Below are 16,357 nucleotides of genomic sequence, written 5' to 3'. Positions count from 1 at the left end.
TCGCATCTCAAGAGTTGCTTCCACTGCCGAAATCGAAAGCCAGCACTACGTTTTGGCTATACGCAACGGACCATGGCAGGACGCTTCAGCCAACAGAACCAGCGTGTTCGACCGAGCTCGAAGGAAGACCAAGTGGTCCAGAAGGCGCGAGAACATTTCGAGCGAACACTGATTCCTCTGCGTGGTCACCTGGCTGGCAGCGTTGCCGCCCTGGAACATCCTCGCCACGACGAAGCTCTCAATTACGGCGAGATCTTCCTGAGAGACAACGTTCCCGTGATGCTCTACCTGCTGACGCAGAAGCGGTTCGACATCGTGCGTCAATTCCTGACCATTTGTCTTGACCTGCAGAGCACCACGTACCAGACACGAGGAGTCTTTCCCACCAGTTTCGTGGAGGAAGAAGGCCATTTGATTGCTGACTATGGCCAGCGTTCCATCGGCCGGATCACCTCAGTCGACGCCAGCCTCTGGTGGCCGGTTCTGTGCTGGATGTATGTGAAATCGAGTGGAGACGAGGAATTCGCCTCCAGTCAGGCGGTTCAACGCGGTGTTCAGCTTCTCCTGGATCTTGTTCTGCATCCAACCTTTGAAGGAACGCCTGTGCTGTTCGTACCGGACTGCGCATTCATGATTGATCGCCCGATGGACGTCTGGGGCGCACCACTGGAAGTGGAGGTGCTGCTGTACGGATCACTTCGCTGCTGCACACAGCTGATGGAGCTGGGACGCAAACATCAGAACAGCAGGCTGCTGGATCAACGACTGGTACTGACCCGACAGTGGGTTCACGACCTTCGCCAGTTTCTCCTCAAGCACTACTGGGTCACCAGCAAAACCATGCAGGTGCTCAGGCGCAGGCCAACCGAACAATACGGAGACAACCAGCACCAGAACGAATTCAATGTTCAGCCACAGGTCATCCCTGACTGGCTGCAGGACTGGCTCGAGAACCGTGGCGGGTATTTGATCGGCAACATGCGGACAGGACGACCCGACTTCCGCTTCTACAGCCTTGGCAATTCACTGGGTTGCCTGTTCGGGCTGCTGACTGCCCCGCAACAACGTGCGCTCTTCCGTCTGACTCTCCACAACCGCGACCACCTGATGGCGGAGATGCCCATGCGCATCTGTCACCCGCCGATGGAAAGTCTGGAATGGCAGAACAAAACCGGTTCGGATCCAAAGAACTGGCCCTGGAGTTATCACAACGGCGGTCACTGGCCGAGCCTGTTGTGGTTCTTCGGTGGTTCAATCCTGCTGCATGAGCGTCGTCACCCCCATGCCGACGTCCTGCTGATGGGGCAGATGAAAGCACTGCTGGAGGAGTGCTACTGGAGTCATCTCAACCAGTTGCCGAGACAACAGTGGGCTGAATATTTCGATGGTCCTACCGGGACATGGGTGGGGCAGCAGTCCAGGACCTTCCAGACCTGGACCATTGTTGGCTTTCTCCTGCTCCACCACTTTCTGCGCGTCAACCCTGATGATGTGCTGCTGCTGGATCTTGATGATGGGGCTGTGCCTGACCCCGAGGATGATCTGGCTGAGGACAGTCTTAACGACTGGGATCAGCACTAAAAAAGCCCGGCTGAACGGCCGGGCTGATGGCTTCTTACATCAGAAGTTCTTTGAAAGTGAAGCTCAGAAGAGTCCCAAAGTCAGAGACTTGTCGATGGGCATTGCCGCGCCGATGCCGAGGTAAATGGTGGTGGCTGTCCCGAACAGGAAAACCGCCATCGCGACTGGGCGGCGGAAAGGATTCTGGAACTTGTTGAAGCTCTCGATGAACGGAACCAACATCAGACCGAGGGGCACGAGGGTCTGGAGGGCGATTCCGAGAAGCTTGTTAGGAACAACCCTGAGAATCTGAAAAACGGGGTACAGATACCACTCAGGAAGAATTTCCAACGGAGTTGCAAACGGGTCAGCCTTATCACCAAGCATGGCTGGATCAAGCACAGCAAGTCCAACGATGCAGGCAATCGTGCCCAGAATCACGACCGGAAAAATGTAGAGAAGGTCGTTTGGCCAGGCTGGTTCGCCGTAATAGTTGTGGCCCATGCCCTTGGCGAGCTTGGCGCGCATCTTGGGATCCGACAGATCCGGCTTCTTGAGAATGTGCATGGATCAGGAGGTGGTGAATGAACCTTAAGCAGACCAGGGGAGCTGAACGGCGTAGCGCTCAAAGACTGAAACGGATCACAAGGGACCGGAAATGCCTTGCTTACGGATCATCAGAAAGTGCATCAGCATGAATACCGCGAGCAGCCATGGCATCACAAATGTGTGAAGGCTGTAGAAGCGGGTCAGTGTCGATTGACCAACACTTTCACCACCACGAAGCAGCTCAACCATGAAATCTCCAACCACTGGAATGGCAGCAGGGACGCCTGAGACGATCTTCACAGCCCAGTAGCCGACTTGGTCCCAGGGGAGTGAATAGCCCGTGACCCCAAAGGAGACCGTGATCACAGCCATGGTGACGCCGGTGACCCAGGTAAGTTCACGTGGACGCTTGAAACCACCGGTGAGATAGACGCGGAACACGTGAAGGATCAGCATCAGCACCATCATCGAGGCACTCCAGCGATGCACCGAACGGATCAGCCATCCGAAACTCACATCAGTCATCAGGTATTGAACGGAGCTGTAAGCCTCAGCGACCGTCGGCTTGTAGTAGAAGGTCATCGCGAAGCCGGTCGCGAACTGAATCAGGAAACACACAAGTGTGATTCCACCGAGGCAGTAAAAAATGTTGACGTGTGGAGGCACGTACTTGCTGCTGATGTCATCAGCAATGTCCTGAATTTCAAGACGTTCCTGGAACCAGTCGTAGACAGGTGAGGAGTTCGCCATGCAGAGGTGGGCTTGGATTGCGAGAGTCTACCGATGTCGTTCCAGTTGCGGGCAGGGATGAAGCCAATGTTGCCGACTGTTAACGGATGGTCAGATCGTCTGCGACGTCTGGCTTTTGGTTTGGCGAGCGCCATTCTCATTGTTCTGATCGCCAGCCCGCAGGCCCTGGCACTGAACGATGCGCAGCAACTGGTGGTGGAAAGCTGGCGTCTTGTGAATCAGGGTTATCTGGACCCTGAACAGTTCGATCGGATCCGATGGAAGCGACTTCGCCAGAAAGCGCTGGAGAACACGATTGAAAGCAGTGAAGAGGCCTACAGCGCCATTGAGGCGATGCTGCTGCCTCTCAATGACCCCTACACCCGGCTTCTGAGGCCTGCGGATTATGAGGTGATGAAGGCCAGCAATGAGGGAAACCTCAGCGGTGTTGGCCTGCAGCTGGGCCACCGTCAGGACAGCAATGCAATCGTTGTGATCGCTCCACTGGAAGGTTCCCCCGCAGCTGAAGCCGGTGTCGTGAGCGGAACTGAAGTGCTGGCTGTGAACGGTGAAGCTGTTGAGACCCTCGGCCTCGAAACGACTGCAGCCCGTCTCCGCGGGGATGTGGGCAGCCAGGTGGTGCTGACTCTGCTGCCACCGCAGGAGGAAAAGCAGGAGATCACTCTGGAGCGCCGCAACATCGACCTGAGACCGGTGCGGACAAGGCGGCTGCGCAGTGACACCCATACCCTCGGTTACATCAGGATCACCCAGTTCAGCGAGGGCGTGCCTGAACAGGTTCGGGCTGCCATCGACGAGTTATCCGACAAAAGCGTTGAGGGGCTGGTGCTGGATCTACGCAACAACTCGGGGGGGCTGGTCAGTGCCGGACTCGCGGTTGCCGATGCATTCCTTGATCAGCAACCGATTGTGGAGACCAGAAACCGGAGCGGCATCGCCGATCCGATTCAGGCAGGTCCCGAAGTGCTCTACAAGGGCCCAATGGTGACGCTGGTCAATGGAGGGACGGCCAGCGCCAGTGAAATTCTTGCGGGCGCGCTTCAGGACGATGAACGATCTCAGCTGCTGGGCAGCAACACCTTCGGCAAAGGACTGATCCAGACACTGACCAACCTCAGTGACGGCAGCGGACTCGCCGTGACCGTGGCGGGTTATGTCACCCCCAGCGGAAGGGACATTCAGGGCGAAGGCATCACTCCGGACAGGATCCTGGATGGACCTGAACCACTGAATCCCGGAGGTGAAGGCGATCGCTGGCTGACGGACGCCGAACTGGCGCTCCAGTCGATGATTGACCAGGAAGCCAGTCAGGCCGGTGCGGATCAGCTGCCGATCACGGACGTCGACGAAGCGGAGCCGGTGAGCTGAATGAGCTCACGCACCTATCACGACCCCCTTCATCACGGCATCAGCCTGGACGCAGGAGAACCAGCCGAAGCCATGGTGCTCGCACTTGTCGATTCGGCTCCTTTTCAAAGACTCCGACGTATCCGCCAGCTCGGACCGGCATTCCTCACATTTCATGGCGCCGAATCCAGTCGGTTCACCCACTCCCTGGGGGTGTTTGCCATCGCGCGCCGGGCAATGGGCCGCCTGACTGAGCTCGATCCCTCTCTTGAAACCCAGAAGGGCGTTCTTTACGCCGCCGCTCTGCTCCACGACCTCGGCCATGCCCCCCTCAGCCATTCAGGCGAGGAGATGTTCGGCACAAACCACGAGCAATGGTCAGCACGAGTGATCAGGGAACACCCTGACATCCAGGCCCCTCTTGAACGATTTTCATCAGGAACGGCTGCCTCGGTGGCCGATCTTCTGGAGCACGGACGAGCAGAACGTGGGGTCATCAAGGCTCTCGTGAGCAGTCAGCTTGACTGCGATCGTCTGGATTACCTGTTGCGCGACAGCTACAGCACAGGAGCCCGGTACGGACAGCTGGATCTTGATCGCATCCTCGGCGCGATCACACTGGCTCCCGATGGTGAATTGGCCATTCATCCGAAGGGCCTCATGGCAGTGGAGCACTACCTGGTGGTGAGGAGCCTGATGTACCGCAGTGTCTACAACCACCGCCTCAATGTGGTTTGCAATTGGTTGCTGGATCAGTTGATCCGCCAAGCAAGACTGCTGGGCCCCAGCCGAATCTGGGCTGACCGAATCATGAAGACGTGGCTATGGCATCCCCAGGAGCTCGACCTCCACATCTATCTCTCCAACGACGACCTGCGCACCGGCTATCACCTGCAGCGATGGAAAGAGGAAGCACCTGAGCCGCTTGCAGATCTCTGCGATCGATTTCTGAACCGCCGACTGTTCAAAGCTCTCGATGTCAGCCGGATGAATGCATCAGCGCAGCTGGAACTGCTGGCCAAAGCGCAGACTCACGCGGCTGCAGCTGGTCTCGACCCTGAAATGTGTTGTGGACTTCGGCACCATCAGATCAGGGGATATCACCCCTATCGAGGGGGATTGCGGCTTTGGGACGGTCAGAGCCTTCAGGCGCTTGAACAGTGCTCGCCACTGGTCAAAAGCCTCGCAATCCCCGCAGAATCAGCCTGGTTGATTCACCCGGGAGACATCTCCACCGAACTGCAGATGGCGATGGCCGGCATTCGCTAGGCCCGTGATCTCCCTACTCTTCGGCCATGACCGCTGAACCAGCACTTCAGGTTCCTTTCTGCCTCAGGCTGCCGGAATTCCGGTCCGTGTCCTGGCAGCAGTGGCTTCCGGGCAAGCTGCCCTCTCTACCTCCGGGAGACCTCGATCTGGACATCGGAGACTGGAGTCTGAGCTGCCGTGATCTGGACGAGCTGCTGCATGCCTTGGATCAGGCTGGCCACGGTGTTCAGCTGGTGATCACAGGCTGCCGCGACACGTTGATCAGTGCTGCTGCCCTGGGCTTGCCTGTTCGGGAGGCCTGCCAGGAGATCCCAGTCAGGGCAGCTGGCAATGATCAGCCGAATGCAGCCAAAACCACACTTGACCTCACGGTTCATCGGGGAACCTTGCGGTCGGGTGACCACATTGAAACCCGAGGACACCTGCTGATTGTGGGTGATGTGAATCCAGGCGGATCTGCATCCGCCGAGGGTGATATTTATGTCTGGGGACGCCTACGAGGCCGGGCCCACGCAGGCAGCAAGGGCAACAGCAACGCCAAGATCGTGGCACTGCAGCTGAGACCACTACAGCTGAGGATCGCCGAACTCGTTGCGCGCGGTCCAGAGGAACGCCCCCAGCCCGGACTCGCGGAGCAGGCCTTGATTCTCGACAGCGGCATCTCGATTGAGCCTGCCAGCCCCCCCTTCTTACCTCAGCAGATCTGATCGTTTGCGAGCGGACGGGACGAATCAATGCCATTAAGGTGGCGCGATCAAAACGGGACCCCGTGACCAATTCGCGAACGATCCTGATCTGCTCGGGAAAGGGCGGCGTCGGCAAGACCACCCTCACTGCCAATCTCGGCATCGCACTGGCTGGGCAGGGGGCGCGCACCGTCGTTCTGGATGCGGACTTCGGCCTCAGAAATCTCGATCTGCTGCTTGGACTCGAGAATCGCATCGTCTTCACTGCTCAGGAAGTGCTCGCGGAAACCTGCCGCTTGGACCAGGCCCTGGTGAAGCACAAGCAGGAGCCGAATCTGGCACTGCTGCCTGCGGGAAATCCACGCATGCTCGAGTGGTTGAAACCTGAAGATATGCAGACCATTGCAGGAATGCTGTCGGAACGTTTCGACTACGTTCTGATCGATTGCCCCGCAGGAATCGAAGACGGCTTCAAGAATGCAGTCGCTGCTGCAAAGGAAGCGATTGTGATTACAACTCCAGAGGTATCGGCGGTCAGAGATGCCGATCGTGTGATCGGATTGCTGAATACCCATGGGGTTTCACCCGTTCAGCTCGTGCTGAACAGGGTCAGGCCCAAAATGATGGTCAACCAGGAGATGCTGGCGGTTGACGACGTCACCGACATCCTGGCTCTGCCTCTGCTGGGTCTTGTTCTCGAAGATGAGCAGGTGATTGTCAGCACCAACCGAGGCGAACCGCTCACTCTCAATGGCACAGCCTCTCCTGCCGCCAGGGCTTACGGCAACATTGCCCGTCGTCTTCAGGGAGAGGACATCCCTCTGATGGACCCTGCGAAAGACGGACGACGCGGGATTCGCGCCACAGTTCGCCGACTGATGCAAACCAAGATTTTCTGAATGCCATGACTCTGCAAGACTTGCTCGACAAAATCCTGCGCCGTCAACCCGCCAGTGCGACCACCGCAAGGGAACGGCTGCAGCTGGTGCTGGCTCACGATCGCAGCGACCTGAGCCCTGAAACACTCGATCAGATGCGACGCGAAATCTTTGAAGTCGTTGCCAAATATGTGGACATTGACCTCGAAGAAGGCGATGTGAGCCTGGAGACAGAAGATCGTGTGACGGCACTGGTGGCCAACCTGCCGATCCGACGCTCGATGGCGTCCAGCACCCAGGAGTGACGCCTGGTGGGATGAAGGGGAATCCCAATTAGCAGGACTTCTCCCGACCCATGACGAACTTTCAGCTCACACCAGCAGAGATTGCAGTGCTCGATCTTCTGCTCCAGGGCATGAGCAATCGCGCCATTGCTGAAACGCTTGTTTTGAGTGTCCGCACCGTTGAAAGTCATATCAGCAGTTCTCTGGGAAAGACAGGCTGTCGTTCCAGGCTGCAACTATGCCTCTGGTGGTTTGAACAGATCAGAGAGAACGGTCGGATGTGCGCCGGTAGAGTTCCGATATTGCCGGCTTAGCTCAGTGGTAGAGCAGCGCTTTTGTAAAGCGAAGGTCGTCGGTTCAAATCCGTCAGCCGGCTTCTAGGAACTCAAATCAGATCCGTCTGTTTCAGTGCGCTCTGTCTGAGTCAGTGCGCCCAGCCAGCAACCAGATGCCCAGCAAGCCAAGCAGCAATGGCAGCAGCCTCAGCTCAAACAAGGGCGTGAACCATCGGATCGCCGGTTCCAGCGTCCAGTGAAAGAGGGCCTGGAGCACCAGCACAAGCGCGATCAGCCAGAGCATGGGGGAGACCTTTCAATCACATCAACCATCACAGCGCCCTGGCGCAGGAGTTGCCAGCACCCGGGTGACCTCCAGGCAATCACGGTGCTCGCCAGACCGGATGGATCAGGCCAGGGCAGAGGTGCAAGCAGCGGCAGATCCGGGAAAGCGACAGCGGCTTCCGCTGCGCTCTGAGATGGCGGCGCACCCGAGAGATTGGCACTCGTTGTGGCCAATGGACCGCTCTGCACCAACAGGTCACGGGTGAGATCACATGCTGGAATGCGCATCCCCAGGGTTCCTTGGCCAGGATTGAGGTGCTGAGTCAGGCGCCCTTCCACAGGAAGCACCAGAGTGAGCGCGCCTGGCCAGAAGCGATGGGCCAGTGGTTGGGCATCACTCCTGGCGTCTTCTTGGGTGAGAGCCAGCAATTGATCAGCCTCAGCCGCCATGAGGATCAGAGGTTTGTCCTGCGGCCGCTGCTTGAGGGTCCAGACCTGGGCCGCATGCGCAGGCGCAGCGGCAAGCGCCGGCAAGGTGTCCGTGGGCAGCAGAGCTGCTCCACCATCCCTGAGATGCTGTGCCAACGCCTTGGCTGACATCAGTGAGGGCTTGTCCTGGGTCATGGGAGAGACCGAGGAACTGCCTCTGCATCAGGAGAGCGTCTGCCGATGGCAAAACGCTTGACGCCTCTGAGATCACTGCGGGGCTGACAGGACACGAGTCCGACCGATCCCATCAGGCCCAGCACCTGATCGCTCTGGTCGTGATGATGCTCAAGCAGCAGCCACCCACCCGGGGATAGTGCCAGAGGAGCCCGCTCCACGATCGTTCTGCAGCTCTCCAGGCCATCCTCACCGCCACAAAGTGCCAGCCTTGGTTCATGGTCTCTAACAAGGGGGTCGAGAGCTTCAACGATCTGGGAGGGGATGTAAGGAGGATTGGCAACAACCAGATCGAACTGACCCCACCAGGGAGCGAGAGGATCCCACCAAGACCCTTGATGCAGCTGCCAGATCCCAGATTTCGTCAGGTTGTTGAGGTTGATCCGCGCCAATGCAAGAGCAGCCGTGCTGGCATCCACGGCATGTCCATGCCATTCAGGAAGAGCACGGGCCAGAGCGACTGCCAGCGCTCCGCTGCCTGTTCCAAGATCTGCCCAGAGCCCCGTGGAGATACAACCTCCTTCGTCATGGTCTTGAAGGCAATCAAGGGCGAAATCAATCAGGAGCTCTGTCTCCTGACGAGGAATCAATGCGGCAGGGCTGATCTGAAGATCAAAGTCACGCCACGGACAGCGTCCGACGAGATGCTGAAGCGGAATGTGATTGCGAAGATGCCGAGACCAAAGACTCTCCAGGTCCAGGAGGGTGCTGTCCAGAGCAGCGGTTGACTCAGGCATGATTCGCAGCCGCTGAAGTTCAGCCCAGCTCAGGTTGCCTTCCATCGCCAGGAGCCAATCGAGATCAGCAGCCCGCCCACCACGAAGCAACTGTCGGCGACGCCAGGCCAGCAATTCCTGTCCTGAACACAAGGCTGTCTCCATGGAATCAACCTAGAGCGAACGCCAACGAAGGCCTGGCTGCGGAGTCACCAGGCCAGCCAGCTCAAGTTTGAGAAGCTCTGTAGCGACAAACTCAGGCGTTGATTCCAGTGCCTGCACCATCTCATCGAATGTGGAATCGTTATCCACCAGATTCATCAGTCGCCTTTGCAGGCAAGGCAGAGAATTCTGGGACTTCAAAATGGTGGTGGTGCTTTCCCTCACGAAGGACATACACGGGCCTGCCCCCAGTTGATCGATCAGAGCCTGAGCGTTGGTCAGCGGCAATGCTCCCGACTCAAGCAGCGCATTGCTGCCGTGAGCCGAAGCACGCAGAGCATCACCCGGAACAACCCAGACGGGGATGCCCAGGGAGCGCGCCATCGCTGCCGAGCGCAGCGCCCCGCTGTTCTCTGGACATTCGACCACCACAACAGCTTTGGTAACAGCGACAAGCAGGCGGTTGCGCAGAGCGAAACCGGATCGCGTGACCCTCTCTGTATCGCGCAGCTCAGTCATGAGCAGCCCGGCCTGCGCGACCTCCTGCTGCAAACTCCGATGTTCAGGCGGATAAACGCGATGTAAGGGTGTTCCAAGAACCGCAACCGGAGTGCCGCCAGCCTGAAGACAGGCCCGATGAGCCGCTGCATCAATGCCCTCGGCAAGCCCACTGACCACAGGCCAGTGGGCCTCGGCGAGGATTCGACTCAGATGGTCTGCCATCCGAAGACCGTGGTTGGAAGGCCTTCTTGTACCCACCACGGCGACCCCTTGCTGCGATGAGAGCAAGGACAGAAGGCTTCGACTTCCACGCCATTGAATCGACAGCGGCGGACGCTCCAGCCTGTCAAAACCAGCTGGCCACTCAGTGTCACAGGGCAAAAGCACATCGACGGGCACGTCGAGGCAAGGCTGCAGACCGCGGCTTGCTCGATAGCGCTCAAGCGCAGACAGCACCGATGCCGGCCATCCGAATTCCTGGCGCAGCTTTGAGAGAGACCATTCCCAAAGCTCCTGAAAACCCTGAGAGGCCTCAGCAGCAGCACAGAGCTGTCGCATCCGCGCCGGACCGATTCCTGGGCACTGCAACCACAACCATTGCCAGGCCCGCTCCGACACAATCCATTGCGCTAGTACAAAAATACTATCAATGCGGATGTCCTGGTCCCTCGACCAGGGCTCTCAATGCTTCCGCCACCGCTTCAGGGGGATGACGCAGAACTCTCCGAACCGGATGCACCCTCACCAGAGCAAGCTCCACAGAGGCTTCAGCCACACAGATGCCGGCCTTCATGAAGCGGGTTGACCAGGGCCAGCGAACACCCCGGGAACCACCGGAAACACTGATCAGCTCCACTTCATCCCCGAGCATCAGTGCCTCGCGATACCGGATCTGGAGCTGAACAACGGGCATTTCCAGGCCACTTGAAGCCACTTGTTCGTACGGGTATCCGGTGGCCGACAGTGCCTCCACACGGGCCTCCTCAAGCCATCCCACATAGGCGCCGTGCCACATCACACCTCCGTGGTCGGTGTGCTGTGGAAGCACTCGCTTGACCAGACGCCAGGGGGACCTGGTAACGCTCTCATTCAGCATGTGAACTGGGAACTCCAATCGGCCATAGGCTGCTGCATAGGCTGAAACCTCGCCGTGTTCAAGAACCTTCTGATCGCCGATTCAGGCAAAGGCCATGTCGGTGAAATGATCAACATGCTGCGCGATCTGCCGGCCTTCCAGGCAGCCAGGATCAACCTGCTGCATGTGGTCCCTGAACAGACCATGGCAGCAACGCAACAGCACTGGGAAAGCGCAGGCAGTCTTCTCGCCGGGGCCGTCGAAAAACTGGGTCTCAATCCGCAGGACGTGAACTCGATCATCCGCCAGGGAGATGCCAAGCAGACCGTTCTCAATGTGGCGGATGAGCTGGATGTTGATCTGATCGTGATGGGATCCCGAGGCCTTGGCAGGCTTCGCTCAATCCTGTCCAACAGCGCCAGCCAGTACGTCTTCCAACTTTCGACGCGGCCGATGTTGCTGGTCAGAGACGATCTTTACATCCGTCATATCAACAGGGTTCTGGTCACGATCGATGGCACTGGTGTAGGCGACGACGCACTCAAGCTGGCCTGCGAGATGGTCAGCGAAATCCCTGGAGGACAGCTGACCGGCGTTCACGTGGCGCGACAGGACCCGACTCCATCCAGAGGAGCCACCAGCAAAGGCGACAGCTACCTGGAGCGAGCCGTACAGCGTGCTCGAAAACTGGGTGTTGAACTCAAACCCCTGCACGTGACCGATGCAGATATCGGCAAGGGAGTGTGCCTGGCGGCAGAGCAGGTCAACGCCGATCTGGTCGTGCTGGCCTCTCAGGATCGTCGTCCCTTGGTAGCGAGGGGACTGGTTGATCTCGACAAACTGCTTGGTGGATCAGTGAGCGATTACATCCGCGTTCATGCGCCTGCCCCTGTACTGCTGGTCAGAGAACCCGAGCAGAGGTGACAACTCAAGATCATCCCAGCCGCAAGGGGAAATCACCCTTCACGACTGTTCGTCTGAATGAACAGGATGATCAGGAAGACGGTCGGCACCAGAACAAACAGCAGGCTGGCCACGAAGCCGAGATCGTTGGTTTCCATGGATGTGCAAGAACCTGCTGGAACGTATCACCGTCCGGAAAGCTTTGACGTGAACCGATCAGCGCTCTTCACCGGGCGTTGCAGGCGCACCTGTACCTGACAACTCCAGCGCCTGCGTGGTTGCACCGCTGGCTGCCTCAGCATCATCAATCTCCTCCACTGCGGTTGCCCCAGGCCATTCCACCGGCCCCGTGGGCAGAGGAGCTGCCAAGGCAGCGGCCACACGTTTGTCCTGATCTGGCATCGAACTCTGCGGCTTCGTCACCACCACCACCGACTGCTCAACCAGTGATTGGCAAGCAAGACGCCATCCCTCCGGCCTGCGCCTGAGCTTGGCTTCCTCCACTGCTGTTCTGGGACTCATTGCGGCGGCGGTCTCCTCACCTTCAACCCTGACGAAGCAGGTGCTGCACTGACCGCAGCCTCCACAGTTGCCGAGCTGGCCTTTTAAGCCATAGAGCTGAATTCCCTCCCTCACGGCCACAGCGCGAAGGTTTTCGCCCGGAAAGCACTCAACATCCCGACCCTCACGCACAAAACGGATGACAGGCATTGAACCTCGCTAGAGAAAGGCGCTGCGACACGCCGGAACACCGACATTACGAGCCTCAGGTTGCGTTTTGTAACCCTCGGCCACAGATATCCCCAAAGAAAAGCAAACCCAGGAAACCGGCGGTAACGAGAATTTCGATCACCCAGGTGAGCATCAATTCACGTTTCGGCTCACGACAGGCTGACGCGTCCATCGAAGTGAACAGCCTACGATCGCCTGGTCTGGCTGCATTGGCAGCTCCGTTCCCCCGAACCTGACCCATGGGATTGCCCTGGTATCGGGTGCACACCGTCGTGATTAACGACCCAGGCCGTCTTCTGGCCGTGCACCTCATGCACACTGCCCTCGTCGCCGGCTGGGCCGGCTCGATGGCTCTTTATGAACTTGCCATCTTCGACCCCTCCGACCCTGTCCTGAACCCGATGTGGCGTCAGGGCATGTTCGTGATGCCCTTCATGGCCCGACTGGGCGTGACGGACAGCTGGGGAGGTTGGAGCATTACAGGAGCGACGGGCGTTGACCCTGGCTTCTGGAGCTTCGAAGGTGTCGCGGCTGCTCACATCGTGTTCAGTGGCTTGCTCATGCTGGCCGCCATCTGGCACTGGACATTCTGGGATCTTGAAATCTGGCAGGACCCCCGCACCGGCGAGCCGGCTCTCGACCTTCCCAAGATTTTCGGCATCCACCTTCTCCTGGCCGGCCTCGGCTGCTTCGGGTTCGGAGCCTTCCATCTCACAGGAGTCTTCGGACCTGGAATGTGGATTTCTGATCCTTACGGAATCACCGGACACCTCGAGCCGGTACAACCGTCCTGGGGACCGGAGGGCTTCAACCCGTTCAATCCCGGCGGAATCGTCGCCCACCACATTGCGGCTGGAATCGTCGGGATCATTGCCGGTATCTTCCACATCACCACCCGCCCGCCGGAACGCCTTTACAAGGCTCTGAGGATGGGAAACATTGAAACGGTTCTCGCCAGCGCAATTGCAGCTGTGTTTTTCGCAGCTTTCATTGTTGCCGGAACGATGTGGTACGGAGCTGCTGCAACACCAATCGAGCTGTTCGGTCCAACCCGATATCAATGGGACCAGAGCTACTTCAAAACCGAGATCAATCGCCGCGTACAAACGGCAATGGATCAGGGGCAAACCGAGTCCGAGGCTTATGCCTCGATTCCCGAAAAGCTGGCCTTCTACGACTATGTCGGTAACAGCCCTGCCAAAGGTGGTCTGTTCCGCGTCGGCCCCATGGTGAATGGTGACGGCCTGCCGACAGGTTGGTTGGGACACATTTCTTTCACAGACAAGGATGGACGTGATCTTCAGGTTCGTCGCCTTCCCAACTTCTTCGAGAACTTCCCCGTGATTCTTGAAGATTCCGACGGCGTTGTGAGAGCTGACATTCCTTTCCGTCGTGCTGAAGCGAAGTACTCCTTTGAACAGCAAGGTGTTACAGCGACTGTTTTCGGCGGAGCGCTCGACGGTCAAACCTTCACTGACCCTGCAGATGTGAAGCGTCTGGCCCGAAAGGCACAGCTGGGAGAGGCTTTCGAATTCGATCGTGAGACCTACAACTCCGACGGTGTATTCCGCAGTTCACCCAGAGGCTGGTTCACGTTCGGTCACGCCACCTTCGCGTTGCTGTTCTTCTTTGGCCACATTTGGCACGGAGCCCGAACGCTGTACCGCGATGTGTTCGCCGGTATCGATCCCGATCTCGGAGAACAGGTTGAATTCGGTCTCTTCCAGAAACTTGGAGATCGCTCCACCCGCCGACTGCCAGAGGGTTACGTGCCCCCTGCAGGCACACCGCTCAGTTGACCAGTTCTTAGGAGATAACCGATGGAAAGCTTCGCTTACATCCTCATCCTCACCCTTGCGATCGCAACTCTCTTCTTCGCGATCGCATTCCGCGATCCTCCGAAGATCGGCAAGTGATCATCCAGCCCCGCTTTCAGTGGGGCTTTTTTTATGTCTAAAACGTGAATTCGCCCCCACTGATGTCATGGGTGGACGCGAGCCTTACAATTCATACATCTACGTAATTACAAGGGCGTGCAGTGCCCCTCCTGCCAGAACACAGACAGCCGGGTGCTCGAATCAAGAGCCGCCGATGGTGGCAGGAGCGTGCGTCGCCGCCGAGAGTGCCTCAATTGCGAATTTCGTTTCACCACCTACGAACGTGTTGAAACCGTTCCAATCACAGTGATCAAGCGAAACGGAAATCGTGAAACTTTCAGTCGGAGCAAATTGCTTCACGGCTTGAGCAGAGCCTGCGAGAAAACTGGTATTCCGCCAGAACGTCTTGAGACAATGGTTGAAGAGCTTGAACTCAGTCTTCAACAACGCAGTGGCCGTGAAGTCTCCAGCAGCGACATCGGTGAGCTGGTGCTCGAAAAACTGAAACTGCTCAGCGAAGTTGCTTATATCCGTTTTGCATCGGTGTATCGCCAGTTCAGCGGGGTGAGCGATTTTGTGGCCACCCTGGAAGGCATCAATGCAACAAAGGCGGAACTGACAGCAGCGATCTGAGCTTGATCGCTGATCTGTAGACTCAGCAATTGCCTGATTCGGGTCGGCGGGCCTGTTTCAGATTCCATCGCTCTGTCCCAGAGGCAGACCGCCAACGTTCCATGACTGTCACGCCCACAGATCCTTCACAGGAATCGGCAATAGAAACCGCAGAAGCGGTCACATCCTCAACCGAAGCAGTGGCTGAAGGATCATCTGATCAAGCCGATTTCGGTACCGATGAAGATCTCGGCATTCCCGAAGACATTCCCACTGCTGACGATCCCAGCAGTCGGGCAGCCAGCAGGGACATGGACAACGCCGGATTCACGCTGGATGAATTCGCAGCCTTACTGAGTAAGTACGACTACAACTTCAAGCCCGGCGACATTGTCAACGGCACAGTATTCGCCCTGGAATCGAAGGGCGCCATGATCGATATCGGTGCAAAGACCGCGGCATTCATGCCTCTTCAGGAGGTTTCGATCAATCGCGTCGAGGGACTGAGCGATGTGCTTCAACCCGGTGAGATCCGGGAGTTCTTCATCATGAGCGAGGAGAACGAAGATGGACAGCTCTCACTCTCTATCCGGCGCATCGAATATCAGAGAGCTTGGGAACGTGTCCGTCAGCTGCAGAAAGAAGACGCCACCATTTATTCCGAGGTGTTTGCCACCAACAGAGGCGGTGCACTGGTCAGGGTGGAGGGCCTGCGCGGATTCATTCCTGGCTCCCACATCAGTACACGCAAACCCAAAGAGGAGCTTGTAGCTGACTTCCTCCCCCTCAAATTCCTGGAGGTTGACGAGGAACGCAATCGTCTGGTGCTGAGCCACAGGCGTGCTCTTGTGGAACGCAAGATGAATCGCCTCGAAGTGGGTGAGGTTGTTGTTGGCACCGTGCGCGGCATCAAGCCCTATGGAGCCTTCATCGACATCGGCGGTGTCAGCGGTCTGCTCCACATCTCGGAAATCAGTCACGAACACATCGAAACGCCTCACTCGGTGCTGAATGTGAATGATCAGATGAAGGTGATGATCATTGATCTCGACGCCGAGAGAGGCCGGATCTCTCTCTCCACCAAGGCACTGGAACCGGAACCTGGCGACATGCTCACGGATCCTCAGAAGGTGTTCGACAAGGCCGAGGAAATGGCAGCTCGCTACAAGCAGATGTTGCTGGAGCAGGCCGAGGAAGGCGAAGAGCCCCTGGGTTCAATGATGATCTGAGGAA

21 protein-coding genes and 1 tRNA gene are annotated in these 16,357 nt (G+C 57.9%); 13 read left to right on the top strand and 9 right to left on the bottom strand.

Features of this window, described 5'->3' with window-relative positions; translation table 11 throughout:
- The first annotated feature begins 72 nt into the window (after positions 1-72).
- Positions 73-1,581: a glycoside hydrolase 100 family protein gene (locus tag SIB73_RS15565; protein WP_413403793.1), complete on the top strand. Its 1,509-nt coding sequence runs from the start codon at positions 73-75 to the stop codon at positions 1,579-1,581.
- Between the two features lie 63 nt (positions 1,582-1,644).
- Here the strand turns inward: SIB73_RS15565 and petD are convergent, their stop codons facing one another.
- A complete protein-coding gene (gene petD / locus SIB73_RS15560) occupies positions 1,645-2,127 on the bottom strand; it encodes a cytochrome b6-f complex subunit IV (RefSeq protein ID WP_186491904.1) in 483 nt (160 codons plus the stop codon).
- A gap of 75 nt (positions 2,128-2,202) precedes the next feature.
- On the bottom strand, positions 2,203-2,859 hold the full coding sequence (gene petB / locus SIB73_RS15555; RefSeq protein WP_006042106.1) for a cytochrome b6: 657 nt from the start codon (positions 2,857-2,859) through the stop codon (positions 2,203-2,205).
- Positions 2,860-2,925: 66 nt separating this feature from the next.
- On the opposite strand from petB, the gene ctpZ reads away from it, so the two are divergent.
- The 7 genes from ctpZ (at position 2,926) to SIB73_RS15520 (ending at position 7,699) form a co-directional block, all read left to right on the top strand.
- Entirely contained in the window at positions 2,926-4,227 is a 1,302-nt protein-coding gene (ctpZ, locus tag SIB73_RS15550) for a carboxyl-terminal processing protease CtpZ (RefSeq protein WP_413403794.1), read from the top strand.
- Positions 4,228-5,475 carry an HD domain-containing protein gene (locus SIB73_RS15545; RefSeq protein ID WP_413403795.1) on the top strand — a complete coding sequence of 416 codons (1,248 nt, stop codon included), beginning with the start codon at positions 4,228-4,230 and terminating at the stop codon, positions 5,473-5,475.
- Positions 5,476-5,501: 26 nt separating this feature from the next.
- On the top strand, positions 5,502-6,182 hold the full coding sequence (gene minC / locus SIB73_RS15540) for a septum site-determining protein MinC (RefSeq protein WP_413403796.1): 681 nt from the start codon (positions 5,502-5,504) through the stop codon (positions 6,180-6,182).
- A 62-nt stretch (positions 6,183-6,244) separates the two neighbouring features.
- Entirely contained in the window at positions 6,245-7,060 is an 816-nt protein-coding gene (minD, locus tag SIB73_RS15535; protein ID WP_413403797.1) for a septum site-determining protein MinD, read from the top strand.
- 5 nt (positions 7,061-7,065) lie between these two features.
- Positions 7,066-7,344 carry a cell division topological specificity factor MinE gene (minE, locus tag SIB73_RS15530; protein WP_413403798.1) on the top strand — a complete coding sequence of 93 codons (279 nt, stop codon included), beginning with the start codon at positions 7,066-7,068 and terminating at the stop codon, positions 7,342-7,344.
- Positions 7,345-7,394: 50 nt separating this feature from the next.
- The gene (locus SIB73_RS15525) at positions 7,395-7,637 is read left to right on the top strand and encodes a response regulator transcription factor (protein WP_413403799.1); all 243 of its coding nucleotides are present in this window, start codon (positions 7,395-7,397) and stop codon (positions 7,635-7,637) included.
- A tRNA-Thr gene (locus tag SIB73_RS15520) sits at positions 7,628-7,699 on the top strand. Before SIB73_RS15525 ends, SIB73_RS15520 begins: the two co-directional genes overlap by 10 nt.
- A gap of 29 nt (positions 7,700-7,728) precedes the next feature.
- Here the strand turns inward: SIB73_RS15520 and SIB73_RS15515 are convergent.
- From SIB73_RS15515 to SIB73_RS15495, 5 genes are read right to left on the bottom strand one after another with little or no spacing between them, the layout of a single operon-like run.
- Entirely contained in the window at positions 7,729-7,902 is a 174-nt protein-coding gene (locus tag SIB73_RS15515) for a hypothetical protein (protein WP_413403800.1), read from the bottom strand.
- Positions 7,890-8,507, bottom strand: coding sequence for an L-threonylcarbamoyladenylate synthase (locus SIB73_RS15510; protein ID WP_413403801.1), 618 nt, complete (start codon positions 8,505-8,507; stop codon positions 7,890-7,892). The genes SIB73_RS15515 and SIB73_RS15510 overlap by 13 nt, the downstream gene beginning before the upstream one ends.
- Positions 8,504-9,427: a peptide chain release factor N(5)-glutamine methyltransferase gene (gene prmC / locus SIB73_RS15505; RefSeq protein WP_413403802.1), complete on the bottom strand. Its 924-nt coding sequence runs from the start codon at positions 9,425-9,427 to the stop codon at positions 8,504-8,506. The genes SIB73_RS15510 and prmC overlap by 4 nt, the downstream gene beginning before the upstream one ends.
- A 9-nt stretch (positions 9,428-9,436) precedes the next feature.
- Positions 9,437-10,543 (bottom strand): DNA-processing protein DprA, encoded by a 1,107-nt coding sequence (locus SIB73_RS15500; protein WP_413403803.1) that lies wholly within the window; start codon positions 10,541-10,543, stop codon positions 9,437-9,439.
- Positions 10,544-10,571: 28 nt separating this feature from the next.
- Positions 10,572-11,021 carry an acyl-CoA thioesterase gene (locus SIB73_RS15495; RefSeq protein WP_413406083.1) on the bottom strand — a complete coding sequence of 150 codons (450 nt, stop codon included), beginning with the start codon at positions 11,019-11,021 and terminating at the stop codon, positions 10,572-10,574.
- A gap of 54 nt (positions 11,022-11,075) precedes the next feature.
- On the opposite strand from SIB73_RS15495, the gene SIB73_RS15490 reads away from it, so the two are divergent.
- Positions 11,076-11,924 (top strand): universal stress protein, encoded by an 849-nt coding sequence (locus SIB73_RS15490; protein WP_413403804.1) that lies wholly within the window; start codon positions 11,076-11,078, stop codon positions 11,922-11,924.
- A 32-nt stretch (positions 11,925-11,956) separates the two neighbouring features.
- Here the strand turns inward: SIB73_RS15490 and psbM are convergent, their stop codons facing one another.
- Together psbM and SIB73_RS15480 are read right to left on the bottom strand one after the other, a co-directional pair.
- Positions 11,957-12,061 (bottom strand): photosystem II reaction center protein PsbM, encoded by a 105-nt coding sequence (gene psbM / locus SIB73_RS15485; RefSeq protein ID WP_006042119.1) that lies wholly within the window; start codon positions 12,059-12,061, stop codon positions 11,957-11,959.
- 58 nt (positions 12,062-12,119) lie between these two features.
- Complete coding sequence (locus SIB73_RS15480; protein ID WP_413403805.1) at positions 12,120-12,614, bottom strand: 2Fe-2S iron-sulfur cluster-binding protein; 495 nt, start codon at positions 12,612-12,614, stop codon at positions 12,120-12,122.
- Between the two features lie 260 nt (positions 12,615-12,874).
- On the opposite strand from SIB73_RS15480, the gene psbB reads away from it, so the two are divergent.
- The 4 genes from psbB (at position 12,875) to SIB73_RS15460 (ending at position 16,353) form a co-directional block, all read left to right on the top strand.
- Positions 12,875-14,434 (top strand): photosystem II chlorophyll-binding protein CP47, encoded by a 1,560-nt coding sequence (psbB, locus tag SIB73_RS15475; RefSeq protein WP_413403806.1) that lies wholly within the window; start codon positions 12,875-12,877, stop codon positions 14,432-14,434.
- 21 nt (positions 14,435-14,455) lie between these two features.
- A complete protein-coding gene (locus SIB73_RS15470; RefSeq protein ID WP_006042122.1) occupies positions 14,456-14,551 on the top strand; it encodes a photosystem II reaction center protein T in 96 nt (31 codons plus the stop codon).
- 117 nt (positions 14,552-14,668) lie between these two features.
- Positions 14,669-15,145, top strand: coding sequence for a transcriptional regulator NrdR (nrdR, locus tag SIB73_RS15465; protein ID WP_066904216.1), 477 nt, complete (start codon positions 14,669-14,671; stop codon positions 15,143-15,145).
- A 101-nt stretch (positions 15,146-15,246) separates the two neighbouring features.
- Positions 15,247-16,353, top strand: coding sequence for a 30S ribosomal protein S1 (locus SIB73_RS15460; RefSeq protein ID WP_413403807.1), 1,107 nt, complete (start codon positions 15,247-15,249; stop codon positions 16,351-16,353).
- Positions 16,354-16,357: the final 4 nt, after the last annotated feature.

The organism is Synechococcus sp. MIT S9509 (assembly GCF_047303035.1).
Lineage (GTDB): Bacteria > Cyanobacteriota > Cyanobacteriia > PCC-6307 > Cyanobiaceae > Synechococcus_C.
This window is presented reverse-complemented; position numbering and strand designations above follow the sequence as displayed.